The sequence below is a fragment of the Pseudomonas sp. GW821-FHT02A11 genome (assembly GCF_059421985.1).
Genome location: NZ_JBWKWB010000003.1, coordinates 238253 through 251281 on the forward strand (window position 1 = coordinate 238253; position 13029 = coordinate 251281).

A 13029-nucleotide genomic window follows, 5' to 3' on the forward strand; every position below is an offset into this window, starting at 1 on the left:
CCTGGCCAGGGTTCTGGCACACACGATGCGGTCTGATGATGAGCTCATTCCGAATTTGATTGAAGTGAGCTCCTTCCCATGACCACCGCACAGTCCACGCCGAATCAGACCATTCAGGCCGGCCTCTTTGAAGAGTTGAAGCCAGTGACCGTGCTCGCACCGGTGGTGGCAATGAGCTTCGAAGAAAAGGTATTGAGTGCTGTTGCTGCTATCAAGAAGCAGGTACTAGAAGGCCGTCACCTTGTATGTGCAGTTTCATTTGGGAAGGATTCATCAGTGATGCTGAATCTAGCTTTCACAGCCCTTCGTGAGCTGAAGGCTGAGGGGACCACCTTTCCAACCTTGCACGTCATTCATTCGAACACGAAGCTTGAGAACCCAGTCGTTGAGGCCTACAGCAAAGGGCAAATCGCCTCTATTGAATCCTATGCACAGTCGGAGGGAATTCCAACCCGCGTGTGGGTGGCTTCTCCTAATTTGAGCAATGATTACCTGGTCGGCCTCCTCTCGGGTCGAACTATCATGAGCGTTGGAAACAACACTAAATGTCAGCAGATGATGAAGGCAGCACCACTTGATCGCATCAAACGACAGGTTCGAGCATTCATCGCGCAGGCAGATGGTGTGAAGGCGAAAGACGCCAATCTGGTGAGTCTGATCGGTACCCGGTTTGAGGAAAGTGTCACCCGCGCAGCCAGAATGAAACTACGCGGCGAAAGCTCCACAGAGGCGGTGGACGCTATGGCAGATGGTCAGATGGTATTGAGCCCCATTGCCGAATGGGACACCTTTGACGTCTTCACTTACATCGGCTGGGTTCGGTCTAACAAGATCAAGGCCTACAACTCGTTTGACGAGCTGGTAGAAATTTACCGAGATGCCAACGGCGGAGACTGCATGGTGTCCGCTTACATTGCGGACAGGGAACCAAGCCGGCCGCCATGCACCGCGAGGACTGGCTGTTGGAGCTGCGGTCGCGTGTCAAGGGATTCAAGTAGTGATGCCATGATTGCTACTGAAGGTGGCAAATACGCTTGGATGGCACCGCTACGCGACCTCCGCGCTTACATGCTGGCGCGCCACTTCGATCCGTCTGCGCGCTGCTGGCTTGCCCGTTCTATCAACGAAGAGACTGGCACTGTCAAGGTCACGCCGAACGCGTACGGGCCTCAGTACTGCCTTGAGCTACTACGGATCATCCTGACGATTCAGATTCGCGAGGAGATCGCCGCAGGCCGTCTAGGCATCCCCCCACGATTCACATTGCTGGACGAGCGTCAGTTGATTGCAATCGACTTCATCTCCGCTCGCTACGGATACCAGAATTCGTTTGTGGCTCTGCGTACCTACAAGGAGATCTACGAGGGCGGGATGCGCTACGACATTCCGGCCCTGGATACGATGCCTGTATTCACTGAAAAGGATGTGGCTTTCCGGGCAGAAGTGCCATTTGTAGACGCTGAATACTACCGGGCATGGCGCGGATTCCGTAACGTTTCCCATGCCATGGCAGACTGGGAAAGCACCACCACACTCGCAGACGGCACAATCGTTCAGAACGCTAACTTGGGGGATGAGTTTGAGATCGACGAAGAAGGTGCAGCGCTGTTCATGGCCTTTGATCTGGACTACGCCCTGAACCGCATTGGCCTGCTGGATAATCCGATGGCTGTTGTCGATTACTTTGTGTCGCTCGGCACCGTCACGCTCTACAAAGGAAGCCTCGGTGAATGGGACCGTATGGCACGGATGAGCAACCGGATCTTCTACTCTGGCATCAAGGATGTTCTGAACGATCCACATGCCCTGGTCAAGGCATTACGTTCACAGTTCAACGTCGAGCCTGAGGTCGCCGCGCCCGCATTGTCACAGGAAGCTGCCTTGGAGCAGTTAGCATTCTGGCTATAGGATAATCCGTGACGCAAACCGCCACCTCTGCTTGAGATAATTCGCCGAGATAGTGCGCTGAATGACGTCTCGGCACCTGGCATTGCACTGGATCAAAGCAGCAGCAACCCATAAACCGAGTAGATTTGACGATGGCCATTTACGAAGAAATGCAAGCGCAGTTGCAGGAACTGATGGATCTCGTGAAACTGGATGAGCAGTACAGTGCTGCCGTCGCTTACGGCGCCCTCGTGGCCGATCACGAAACAGCCAAAGCTCACCAGAAGCGAGCGGTACGTATCGTCGAGCTCAAACGCATCTACGGACTTAATTAAATCCGAAAGGCTCATTCAAAAGGGCGTCAGGCTGTAAGCACACCGTGCTTGTGCTCTTATGCTGTGGTGCGGATAGGGGCAATGCGCTCTAAAACCACTCGCCCCTACCCCAATGCTGCCCTCGATGAAGGGCGTCTTGGGCCTGACTGATGTCTAGATCCCGTATCGTTTATTCCCGCCGGAGGTTATGCAATACCTGCCCCCGCGCGGCCCGTAGCAGACATTCCCACCGCTGCATGAGCAACTACTCCCACTGTAGCCTGTCGACTCCCGGGGCTGACTCGGAGCCTGGTAGGTTTCATGGTAGTGCTGCTCTCGTTCTTTGGCGGCGGCCTCTCTGACTTTCTTCCTCTGAAATTCTGCTGCTACCCGCTCCGCACTCAGTTTGTCTTGGCTGTACGTCAGCGGCCAGCGTGTGCTGATCTCGGAAGCCATCCCTTTGAACTGAGCCACGGACACAACCGCGAGCACCTCTGGTGGAAAGGGCTGACCAGCTCTATGTTTTCTGTTCGCGCGTAGCCACCCTTCCCTCAGAACATCATTACGATTCCCAAACTGGGAAGTGAAATGCATGTTGGCCATCTCATAATCGAACGCGGGTTTCTTCTCGTAAAACCGAGTGATAGGTTGGCCTTGTTCGCTTGCAGTCACCAAGGGACCCACAAGACTTTGCAAATCTGCGTAAGCTTCCTCTACTGATTTGAAATCTGCTTTCTGACCGGCAGAGCGCTTTGCAGTGTAAGCACGCATCGCAGCTTGGTACCTTGCGATCTTGGAAGCCATCAGACTCTTGGCTAAATCAACTGATCGGACGTATGCGTCGAGGTTGGAGGCGTCGGCATAGACCGGCAGCCTTGAGCTAGGCTCGCCATTCACGCCCAGCAATACCTTTTGAGCGCCCGGATTCTCATACTCTGTAGCTGAGATTCCCCGGGCCTGGGCCTGACGAGCCTCCTCAGCCCTGACGTTTCGATCGATGAACCTTGAGCAACTCTCTACGGCCTGGTCGGCGCTGGCGCACCCCGACCTTTGATAGTCGATGGAGCAGCGCAAAGGGATATCCATTCTTGGACAGGAAGCAACGTACTCACGGTGCTGAGCCATTTGACAGCCGGCCAGCAAGATAAAACTGAGAATGCCAATCGAGCGTTTGAGCATGGTTTTCCTTAGTGGTTAAGTGCGTCCTGATCACAGTTCGCATGGTATTCCAGCGTCTAACGGAAACCTATATGCCAGGGTTCTGGCACGCTCAGTCGTAGGCTAAAGTGCTCACCATTAATCCTTCAAGGCACTTCCGAATGAGCATCGACATCTCCCTCCTGCTTGCAGCAAACGGCATCAAAGTTGTCACTGGGCATCAAAGAATGGCTGCAGCTCTGTCCGTTGGAATGAGCATCACCGTGGTCGACCAAAAAGGTACCAAGCTCGATGTTGCGTTCCAAGATGGCAAGTTGGTGGTCAAGGAGGTGGCTCAATTCAAGGGCCACGCGTTGATGGTCCATCGGCAACTGATTTCACCTGTGTCTGTGACGTTCATTAACGGCAACAAGATGGATCTCCTGCCGGTCCCCATGTCTCACATACCATCCAATGACCCGATGAAATGGTTGGCATTCGTCGGCAACCAGGTCCCTGGTACGGAAATGAATGAGATCGAGGAGCGACGGCTGCAAAACTATATGCGCCAGCATAAAACTGAAGCACTCACCGATGGCAGCGCCTTTCTGACGTTGGCCGGGAATGTACTCGTGCTCTGCCACCCGTGATCGAAAAGCGACGATTCGAGGAAAGTACCCATGAAGCCAAGTCAACGAGATGCTATTCGATCAAAGGCCAAGCAGGCATCTGCAGCTATCTCGAGACTGGAACGCGCGTTGGTGAAGTTCACCCCGGGCACCCTTCCCCATACACGTCTAACGCTGAGCTGGCTCACGCAAAGGCCGAGAAACTGGCGGTTGAGACCAGTCTCGCGAATCGCAGCTAGCGACCCCAAACATTAGAGCAATTACGAATTGCTCAAACACATCAGATAACCGGAAAAGATAGTCGGGAGCAGATCATGAATATCGATTCGCTAAAACAAAGCCTTACCACCGTCATGCCTATTTTGGATGCGAATCTCTGCGCGGCGGGCAGAGAGTACAAGGCCGGTGACCTCGCCGCCGGTGCGTTCCATTACATTCGATCACGGCACGAGACCGCGCTCGAGGTTCTGTCCCGAAACGACCTCGACGCAGACGCCGCCTTTAAGGCGTGCGCGTTGTTGGCCATTGATTTGCGCAGCGGGATGAAAGAATCAACGGTCCAATCTTCGAACACCCAGGCACATGTAGATGCGTGGTGGCAGTGTTTTCGGGATGCTGGCTATACCGCCGTTAATCAGTACTTCAACGCACCGATGCTGCCAGCCCCAGCCACCGGCGCTTAAGGGTAAAGTCCCCAATCGAATTCCTATCCAAAGTCTGCACAATTATGGCAGTACTTTCTGGGCGGACGGCTTCTGCCACACGGTGATCCCCATGAACATGGGCTATCACTTTTTGCAGGAGCCGTATCAATGACCACCTCTCGCCCAACAGTTACCGTCGTAGCAGAATGCGTCCAAGAAGTAGTCGTCGTTTCCGCCAAACACCCATCGCTCGGAGCATTGTACTGGGCGATCAACGATGGCTCCGACCACAACGCCCCTACCAGCTACACCATCACGAATCGCATTGAGGACGCTCTGCGTCTGCGCAAGGGTTGGCGGGAAGGCATCATGGGCTGGCAGTACCGTGATCACATGGCCAAAGTGATGGCTGATGACTCGCAATTCGAGCAGTTCCACGACCTGGATGAGACCCTGGACGGTTCCTGGGCTACCACCACTCATCTGTACGGCATGTTAGATCTGCTGCAGCACAAAAGCGGGCAGGACGTCGAGGCTTTCGCCCAATGGCTGGAGACTGCCGCTTGGCGCGATGAAGTCACTCTCGCCCGCCCGCTGGATATTTCGGCGACATACGTTGTACCTCAATTGCAGATGGAAGCTGTATCGCGCCCATTCCAGCTTTAACACAGCTATTTTCGGGCGATTGATCGCTCAAACTCGATTAGAAGGATTACCCCATGCCTCACAATGAAATCCCGGCACTTGCGAACGCACTCAAGGCAGCCGACTGGTCAGGCGCAAGCATCGGAAACAAAGCCCTAGTCGAAGCCGCAGCCAGCGGCCTCGTCACGTTAGCCGAGAAACTTGAGTCCCGGCGCGTTCTCCTCGACAAACTCCGCAGCCACCTGATCGAGCATAACGTGCTTGCAGACTTCGGCCCCGAACTGTTCCACATCATCAATAACGGCAAATAAGCCGAAGGACCTCAGCTAAGTGGATGCTGGCGGTTCGAGGCATAAATTGAACGACTGATCGAGGAAAACCAGGATGACCAACTACATTAGCGGCCCATGGGGGCACATCTTCGAGGGCGAACAGCACGATCGCATGACCCGCATCGTCGTGAATGCAGACACCCGAAAACTGGTGTTCGCGCAGGTCCAGCGCATCAAATCGATGAACTCAAGCTTCAAAGAAGCCGAGCGTTGCGAAATGGAGGATCTGGAGGACTCTCTCGTGAATGCCAACGGCGAGATTTTTGACGCTCCAGAGGATCACGGATTGACACGGACGGTTGGCATTCCGAGTTGGGCAGTAAGTCTCGTTTAACTCCCACCTGGGTAATCGGAGTAACCACAATCCCGGACTCGGTATCGGAACCGAGCCGGGTCGCATCCGTGGCAGCGGAAATGCCATGAGTGACGCTTCTGGCACCTCACGAATTACTAGACGATGTCGTCTCCATCATCCTGATTCGGAGCCGGCCATGCCCGTCACACTCTGCAGCACCAATAACGAGGTCCGCTCCCGTGCTGGCGTCGTGGTTACGGCGACCCACCCTGTTCTGGGGGCGGTCTATTGGGAGTTCGTCTCAGAAGCGAGCGTAGGTGGTCCAGATTACTTCTCGCTTTCGACCAATATGACTCGCGCGCTTTTACTTGAGCCAGGCTGGCGGGAGACTGCAGCCTTGAGCTACCACGGCAACCACGTCAAGCGTGTGATCCGGGAGCAGGTCGTTGAGGGAGTACTGCACGATGAAGAGCACGGAGACTTCACTCATGTCGAGTTTGAAGGCGGGCTCGCAGAACTGTTCGGTAAGTCAGGGCAAACAGCCGAGGAGTTCCTTTCCTGGCTTCGGACAGCGAACTGGCATGACACTCCCGGCCCCGTTCGAATTGAGCACCTGATAGATCATGGATTCAGTCAAAGCTGGGAGATGCAGAGCCAAATCATCCCTTCGGCTGATCACGCCGAAGTAGTGGCTGGGGGTTCTGGCACTGCAGCTTCGGCGTGATGATGACCCCATTGAAACAGCCAATTCAGCAGGAATGCCAATGACTACCTTCACCGCCGATTACATCACCACCAAAGCCCGCATAGCTGAAGCTCTGGCCAACGCCGGCTGGACGCTAGGCACAGCGCGCGACATGGAGACTTGCTGCCTCATCGCTCGCAAGGAGTACGAAACAGCCGTCGGAGAGAAAACTGCCAGTTTGTCGTTGGAACCCTGGTCGTCGACGCTGATGATGGTTGGCAACTACCAAAGTGAAGGCAGGAACATCCTCAGCGCCGATATGTTGCGCGTGTCTGCAGAGATGTCCGATGGGGAACTCAACACCGCTGTGGCCAACTTCGTTGCCGGTGTTGAGAAATCAATCGATGGCAGCTACGCCCGAAGCATTCACCTCAACCACCGCGCTGCCTGAGAGACCTCAATCAGGGGCATCGTAACTGCCACCGCTTCTGGCACACCCCGATCAGGAAGAAGATAGCCCTCATCAACACCACTCAGCGGAATCAATATCATGAGCGACGACAAAAACCATCTAGCCCAGCCTCAAGACACAGCGGTATCTAATCAGGCAGATCAACACGCCGAAGTCGATAGCGAGGGCATGCCCACCATCTACCGGCCAGACCTGCTGGCATTCATCCATGAAGGGTTCGAGATTCGCAACCCATTCTTCCTTCCTGACGGTGTGACCCCATGCGAGCCAACCTACTACGGGTTCCGGCTCGACGGCACGGGGGGTACTGGTAAGGCATGGCATTTGTACAAAGCTGACGGCCACACCCTGATCATCTGTGACAATGAAGATGGAGAAACGCCTGCCACTGCCGAAACGTGGCCAGAGGCAGTCATTGGTCTGATGGACGAAGACTACGATCAGGTGGCCGGCTGGCCTCTGGGCGACGTGCCCGGCAAGAACGGACCTGCACCATCGAAATGAGCCCCTTCCCCGCCCTCGAGCACAGAGGGCGGGTTTGTTACCTCAATCGGTCGCTGGGTTATACTGGCCTCCAACCTCGACTCAAAGCGCATGCCCCATGTCACTGATCAAAGCAATTCGCCAAGAAACGGCTCAGTCGTTCTCCAACCTCACCGTGTGCGTCCTAGTAGCGATTTCAGCAATCTTCTGGATTGTTGTGGTGATGTCCGTCTTCTACGCGCTTATGGATGCGGGCCACTTGGGGCTTGGGATACTCGCGCTGCTCCCGCTCAGTGATGGCGCCATGCGTAATCCGGTTGAAATTCTTCGCTACTGCCGGCCCAACGGGCTCAATGCTGCGAAAAAGGTGCCTAGTTGATGGGTTGGACACTCAAGACAGTATCCGTTGCCCTTCCGACGTTAGTGGGATTGATGGCTATCGCTCACGGCGCGTATACCCTCAGGCATGCCGAAAGCTGTCAGATCGGACTGTGGGGTCTTCCTGAGGCAGCCTGGGCTGGCTCTGCTATTTCCCTTGGTCTGGCCTGTTCAGTGTCCGCCCTGTTTCTATTCCGACGCAGGGTGAAAGCCTACTGACTCATACCGACTTAATCGCATCGGTTACGCGTCAGTGAATTTCGATCCCCTGTTTTGGGATGCCAGCCTTAACGTTTACGGTTAGCCTCGCAGAGTCATTCAACTCTTGAGAGCGCCCAATGGACTCTGCTGCTAAACCCACCCTCGATCTCGATCAACAGCCCGATGCCCCGGCTTCAAAGATCAGCAATGCAATCGCATTCTTGCTGGTTCTGGCGATCTCCCTTTACCTCCTAGCCTGCTTGGTCAGTAGCTGCATTCTGAGCTTCAACATCATCATCCCTGTGACCCAGTACGACCTGGACAACAGTTCATGGCTGGGGATTTCGCCGGCCGGCTTTCTGTTCATGATGCGAGTGTTCAGTTCGATCTTCGCGCTGTACTGCGTTTTCTCGATATTGATTACCCAACGCTTCGGCATGGCGCTGATCTCAGCTCTACTCGCAGCTAGCCTGTTGGTCGCCTCCTTTCCAAGCAGCTCGTTTCGTTTGGGCGCATGGCAGGGCGATGCTCGGATCGGCTGTTATAGCTACCAATCCAAGGAATGCAGAGAGATGCTGAACGCTCCCAGTGAGGGCTTCCAGTCGATCTATTCTGATGACAAATCTTCTGCCGGCGAAGGACGCTTTGCGCCGTGGTATCAAGAGGTCCGGGCAGGGATCAAACCCAACCTTCGGTCTTCTATCCCCTCCGCGATTCCTGGGCTGCAATTCTTCAAAGCCCCATGGGTTCTTGCTCACGCCGACGAAATCAACGCAACTCTCGAAGCTCAACGCGCAGAATTGAAGACCGTGCGTAGCAGCTCAACTCTTCCTTGATCCCGCGATCGGCCGGACTGCGATTAGCCCGGCCACCCTCTCAAGATTATCCAGCATCCGCTTTTGAAGGGCGTGAATAGCATCCGCGCCCGGTAAGGGAACAGCCGCATGACCATTACAAACAAACTCCTCTCAACCGCTCTGAAGAACGGTGGAACGATTTATTTCGACCCCGAGAACCTTGAAAACAGCCCGTTCGCTGACGAAGTAGAGTTATTGCTTGGCGGCCTGCCCCGGACGATGTACGAGAACGGAACTGAGCAGTTCACAGAAGAGCACGACGGAGTTTCGTTCGTCTATTCGCCTCCACTCCCTCCTGAGGAGTTGGAAGCCTTCTGCGAAGCCCATATCGATCGTTACAGAGCTTTTGGCAAGGCTAATGTGGAATTGCTCAGCAGCGGGCGCGGCGTATCCCTGGACGCATTCTGGTAGGGGCACGGCCATGGAAACGTTGTTTCGCCTGGTCCTGGACCTTTGGAACGGTGCCAAGGTTGTACTCCCACTGTTAGGAGTGCTGCTGGTGAGCTGGGCACTGGTGTCGCTGATCACCTCAGGTGCTGACTTTGAAGATGCTCTATCGCTTGGCGTTTCGATGAGTGATCTCACCCAAGGTGCACTCATCACCAGGTGCTCGCTGTTGGCGTTTATGGTGCTGTTCAGCATGTCATACACAGGTCACCAGCAGCGCGTAGCTGTTGACTCGGCCATCACCCAGACGTCGCAGATCAAATGTCACCCTTCCGATGACGACACCATTTTCCGGGATTAGCTAAACCGCGTCTCGGGTGTCCTTTCATCTCCCCCGCTGGGAAATAAGCCAGCATTCCGGCGGGGTGGTAGCGGCTCTTACGGACCCAGCTAAAAAAACCGCAGTTCTGGTTCTGCCACGCCCGCCGGCGTATGAAGATGACCCTTAATTAATCGCGGATATATTGAAATGCTCACACCCAGCGCACTGACATTCAAAAGTATCTCTGAGGCTTACACCTCAGCGCTCCACGCCAATCCGGGGCAAGCTCTGTCCTATTCATCGTTTGCAGTGGTGCTGATCCGTGGTGGCCAACTCACACTTGCCCTGATGTCCGGGGGCATGATTGACCTCGGGAATTCCGTCGCGCTGAATGAAGCACGTTGGGACCAGTCGAGGGGCTGCTGGACTGACCATGCGTCTTCCGAAGTCAGCGCCGCCACTGTCAACATCCCAGACATGGTTGAGGTTAACTGCAAGACAGTGAAATCCTTCAACGCTGGCGATATCTGTTTCGAATTCGAGGGTGATGAAATCAAAGACCCTACCATTTCGGAGTGTGGGCGATTCGGCGTAGAGCCCTCTCATTATGGGTTCACCCATCGAACCCCGGGGATCTGGGAGTTGGGCCTGCCTGACGGCACTCAGATTCAACTCTGCGAGAATATTTTGACCCTGCATGACCATGCAGGGGACATTGTAGGGCGAGTGCTGCTGTCGGAGATTGAGTTCGAGGGCGATATCGACGACGAAATTCCCTCTGTTCCAAATCTTGCTGAAACGCTGGCCAATGCCGCCCGCACAAGTTCGGGAATGATCGAATACCCCGTTCCGTCGCGCACCGCCGATGCGGTCGCCGAGGGTTTCCGGTTAGGGCTGTTCGAGATCATCGGGAACGGGGTTGCCCAGATCACCGGGGCTGGCAAGCATCAAGCAGCCCAAACGCCGAAAGAGAACGGACGAGCATGAAGAAGCTCTACAACGCTGAGAAAGTTCTCTGGATCGCCACAGAGCCTAAGGGGCTGCACGTCTCCCCGAAGGAAGCCATCAACTTCACAGACCTTGATGGCCTGGTCGAGGAATTGGTTGAGAAAGGGTATCTGGAAAATGTCGCATCAGATGATTCCGGCGATTACTACCAGAGCACCCTAAGCGGCAAAATCGCCCTGTACGAGATGAAGATTTCTTGGCGTCGGGAGCACGCTAAGTCAACGACAGAAGAAGAGGCGATGTTGGCCAACCTGTTGTGTCAGCAGTCGAATCCCTCCCGAACCTGAACGTTTATGATATCCATCCCAGGGCTAGGGATGGATGCAAAATGCCCACGAATCGCAAACTGGAGAATTGCCATGACCCGCGAAGTAAGAATGGTCCCAGGAAACTGGGAGCATCCATCGGACGGACACTACCCAGACGGCTCTGTTCGTTACGATCCACTCTTTGATGGCGCTACTTACTCCGAGCGAGCGGCCCGGTGGGACGCTGACGCTGAAGCGTGGAAGCAAGGGGTGTATCCGGATGTTGAGGAGAAGGACCGGGGGCTCAGCTTCGAAGAATACGAGGGGCCCCGTCCTGACCCAGCTCATTTCATGCCGCTCTGGGACGATGCTGAACGCACCCACTACATGATGTATGAGCTCACCACCGAGGGAACTCCAATCAGCCCCGCATTTGAAACCGCAGATGCGCTAGCGATTTGGATGTTCGAGAACCGCAACGATGCGTGGGCAGGCAAAACGATCTCACTGCAAGAATGGAAAAACGTCTGCAGCCGATGTTTAAAACCAGTACCGACGGTGTTTAAGAAGACGCCGCTCGATTGATTGTTTGGTTGAACGCACTGTGGGCGGGCTGGGAAGGTTTAGTCGCCCACTGGCTGCCTAGCTTTTTTTTTGAGCTTCAGCGCATGACCGCCGTTTCCTTTCTTAAATTGAGTTTTCACTCCTAGGGTTGTTCCTTTTCGCACCCGGCCGCCGTGCTCACCAGCTCTGAACGCATCGCTCCGTTGCAGACCCAGATCGCTTGCCTTGCCAACGATCGAACCAAAAGACCGGTTCAGAGCTGCAATCAGTTCACTCATAGGCGTGTCAGCGTATCGCTCTCTGAGCAGCTTTTCTTCAGCGGTAGTCCAAAACCTCATTTCAATAAACTCCCAATGTCTGGCGGACTCTGTTTCCCTGCAGGTTAACGCCCCGCCAGCATTTGCCAAGCCAAAAGCCTGCCTCCATTTCCTGGCTCAGTCTGTCCCAGTTGGGCCTCCTTGTTGCGGTAATAATTTCGTGCAGCCTTTTTGACTTCCAGCAGGACAAATCGATGGGCACAATGGTCGCGCCACCTAAATCAGTCCACCCCGGATTGTTCTCTCCATATGAACACACTGAGGAAATAATGATTCCAAGCTATGTCGGCCGATTGTCCGCAGGGATTTTCTTTCTCCTGTCTGGCGTCAGTTCCATTTGTGCTCTGGTAGCTTTCGTGACCTGGGGGCTGAACTCCCTCGAAATCAGTTCGATCCTTTCACGCTGGTTCGGGCCCGGGGCATGGCTTCCATTCAGCGCCATGATTATCTGCAGCATTGGCAGTTGGCTGTTTACCCGACTGGCCACCTACCTCTACGAGTCCGCCATCATTGTTGCAGCCCAGGAACGCGCGGATCGCGGGTGAACTGAGTCTGAGATTCAAAACCGGGCCTATCCAAGGGACAGTCATGACCAAACAAATCGAAACACCGGCGGGCATGATCGGTGATCTGCAGAGGCTGCGTGCAGGCGAGATATTCATTCGCAACGCCCCACCAATTGAGATCTATCACGTCAGCAACTTGGACTCCCTTCCCAACGCAAGCGACTGTCCGGTTTGCAGAGTGGCATTACATCCGGGTACCGAAGCCCCCTCTCCGAACCAGTGACGGGTGCACGGGGCGTGCACTAGACATATCCCGGGATAGCCGGTCACAGCGCCAGCGTTCGTAAAATGTTTCCGCATGCGAAAACTTCTGTAGGAGGGGTCTACAGATGGTGCCAGTGCCCGGTTGGGGCACACCCCACCACATTTCATTATGGGGCCACCTAAACCGCTATCGGAGCAGCTACATGACCCCTTCCCAGCAGCACGTGATTCAACGACTCCGCGATGAAGGATATGCCATCGTGGTCTTTACCCCAGACGAGGTCGGAAACCTCGACACCGACGACCTCGAAAGCCACTTGGTTCGTGAGGGGAACGAGCACATCGGAAACCACAGCGATAGTGCTGGCATAGCGGACGACTGATTCTGATCAGTGCTGAGAGAAACCGCGCTCAATGGCGCGGTTTTTTTGTATTAGTGCTGATACTTGAAGGT

The 13029-nt window shown here is 54.9% G+C and carries 21 protein-coding genes; 19 read left to right on the forward strand and 2 right to left on the reverse strand.

Features of this window, described 5'->3' with window-relative positions:
• Positions 1–78: 78 nt before the first annotated feature.
• Both AC07V9_RS06190 and AC07V9_RS06195 read left to right on the forward strand, forming a co-directional pair.
• Entirely contained in the window at positions 79–1908 is a 1830-nt protein-coding gene (locus AC07V9_RS06190) for a phosphoadenosine phosphosulfate reductase domain-containing protein (protein ID WP_495014839.1), read from the forward strand.
• Between the two features lie 131 nt (positions 1909–2039).
• The gene (locus AC07V9_RS06195) at positions 2040–2222 is read left to right on the forward strand and encodes a hypothetical protein (RefSeq protein WP_495014840.1); all 183 of its coding nucleotides are present in this window, start codon (positions 2040–2042) and stop codon (positions 2220–2222) included.
• A 153-nt stretch (positions 2223–2375) separates the two neighbouring features.
• Here the strand turns inward: AC07V9_RS06195 and AC07V9_RS06200 are convergent, their stop codons facing one another.
• Positions 2376–3380 (reverse strand): hypothetical protein, encoded by a 1005-nt coding sequence (locus AC07V9_RS06200; RefSeq protein ID WP_495014841.1) that lies wholly within the window; start codon positions 3378–3380, stop codon positions 2376–2378.
• Between the two features lie 140 nt (positions 3381–3520).
• Between AC07V9_RS06200 and AC07V9_RS06205 the strand changes: the two genes are divergently transcribed.
• The 15 genes from AC07V9_RS06205 (at position 3521) to AC07V9_RS06275 (ending at position 11509) form a co-directional block, all read left to right on the forward strand.
• A complete protein-coding gene (locus tag AC07V9_RS06205) occupies positions 3521–3988 on the forward strand; it encodes a hypothetical protein (RefSeq protein WP_495014842.1) in 468 nt (155 codons plus the stop codon).
• A 293-nt stretch (positions 3989–4281) separates the two neighbouring features.
• On the forward strand, positions 4282–4650 hold the full coding sequence (locus tag AC07V9_RS06210; RefSeq protein ID WP_495014843.1) for a hypothetical protein: 369 nt from the start codon (positions 4282–4284) through the stop codon (positions 4648–4650).
• Positions 4651–4779: 129 nt separating this feature from the next.
• Entirely contained in the window at positions 4780–5277 is a 498-nt protein-coding gene (locus AC07V9_RS06215; RefSeq protein ID WP_495014844.1) for a hypothetical protein, read from the forward strand.
• A gap of 53 nt (positions 5278–5330) precedes the next feature.
• Positions 5331–5567, forward strand: a complete 237-nt coding sequence (locus AC07V9_RS06220) for a hypothetical protein (protein WP_495014845.1) — start codon at positions 5331–5333, stop codon at positions 5565–5567.
• Positions 5568–5640: 73 nt separating this feature from the next.
• Complete coding sequence (locus AC07V9_RS06225; RefSeq protein ID WP_495014846.1) at positions 5641–5922, forward strand: hypothetical protein; 282 nt, start codon at positions 5641–5643, stop codon at positions 5920–5922.
• Between the two features lie 157 nt (positions 5923–6079).
• Positions 6080–6607 carry a hypothetical protein gene (locus tag AC07V9_RS06230; protein ID WP_495014847.1) on the forward strand — a complete coding sequence of 176 codons (528 nt, stop codon included), beginning with the start codon at positions 6080–6082 and terminating at the stop codon, positions 6605–6607.
• Positions 6608–6647: 40 nt separating this feature from the next.
• Positions 6648–7019 (forward strand): hypothetical protein, encoded by a 372-nt coding sequence (locus AC07V9_RS06235; protein ID WP_495014848.1) that lies wholly within the window; start codon positions 6648–6650, stop codon positions 7017–7019.
• Positions 7020–7118: 99 nt separating this feature from the next.
• Positions 7119–7544 (forward strand): hypothetical protein, encoded by a 426-nt coding sequence (locus AC07V9_RS06240; protein ID WP_495014849.1) that lies wholly within the window; start codon positions 7119–7121, stop codon positions 7542–7544.
• 97 nt (positions 7545–7641) lie between these two features.
• Complete coding sequence (locus tag AC07V9_RS06245; RefSeq protein ID WP_495014850.1) at positions 7642–7902, forward strand: hypothetical protein; 261 nt, start codon at positions 7642–7644, stop codon at positions 7900–7902.
• Between the two features lie 337 nt (positions 7903–8239).
• Positions 8240–8938 carry a hypothetical protein gene (locus tag AC07V9_RS06250; protein WP_495014851.1) on the forward strand — a complete coding sequence of 233 codons (699 nt, stop codon included), beginning with the start codon at positions 8240–8242 and terminating at the stop codon, positions 8936–8938.
• A gap of 108 nt (positions 8939–9046) precedes the next feature.
• Complete coding sequence (locus tag AC07V9_RS06255) at positions 9047–9370, forward strand: hypothetical protein (RefSeq protein ID WP_495014852.1); 324 nt, start codon at positions 9047–9049, stop codon at positions 9368–9370.
• A 10-nt stretch (positions 9371–9380) separates the two neighbouring features.
• Entirely contained in the window at positions 9381–9707 is a 327-nt protein-coding gene (locus AC07V9_RS06260) for a hypothetical protein (RefSeq protein WP_495014853.1), read from the forward strand.
• Positions 9708–9875: 168 nt separating this feature from the next.
• Complete coding sequence (locus AC07V9_RS06265) at positions 9876–10655, forward strand: hypothetical protein (protein WP_495014854.1); 780 nt, start codon at positions 9876–9878, stop codon at positions 10653–10655.
• Positions 10652–10963 carry a hypothetical protein gene (locus AC07V9_RS06270; RefSeq protein WP_495014855.1) on the forward strand — a complete coding sequence of 104 codons (312 nt, stop codon included), beginning with the start codon at positions 10652–10654 and terminating at the stop codon, positions 10961–10963. Before AC07V9_RS06265 ends, AC07V9_RS06270 begins: the two co-directional genes overlap by 4 nt.
• Positions 10964–11035: 72 nt before the next feature.
• Positions 11036–11509, forward strand: a complete 474-nt coding sequence (locus tag AC07V9_RS06275; RefSeq protein WP_495014856.1) for a hypothetical protein — start codon at positions 11036–11038, stop codon at positions 11507–11509.
• Positions 11510–11547: 38 nt separating this feature from the next.
• Here AC07V9_RS06275 and AC07V9_RS06280 read toward each other — a convergent pair whose 3' ends face one another.
• A complete protein-coding gene (locus AC07V9_RS06280) occupies positions 11548–11766 on the reverse strand; it encodes a hypothetical protein (protein WP_495014857.1) in 219 nt (72 codons plus the stop codon).
• A gap of 233 nt (positions 11767–11999) precedes the next feature.
• Here AC07V9_RS06280 and AC07V9_RS06285 point away from each other — a divergent pair, with 233 nt between their 5' ends.
• Together AC07V9_RS06285 and AC07V9_RS06290 are read left to right on the forward strand one after the other, a co-directional pair.
• Positions 12000–12350: a hypothetical protein gene (locus AC07V9_RS06285; protein ID WP_495014858.1), complete on the forward strand. Its 351-nt coding sequence runs from the start codon at positions 12000–12002 to the stop codon at positions 12348–12350.
• A gap of 428 nt (positions 12351–12778) precedes the next feature.
• Positions 12779–12958 (forward strand): hypothetical protein, encoded by a 180-nt coding sequence (locus tag AC07V9_RS06290; protein WP_495014859.1) that lies wholly within the window; start codon positions 12779–12781, stop codon positions 12956–12958.
• Positions 12959–13029: the final 71 nt, after the last annotated feature.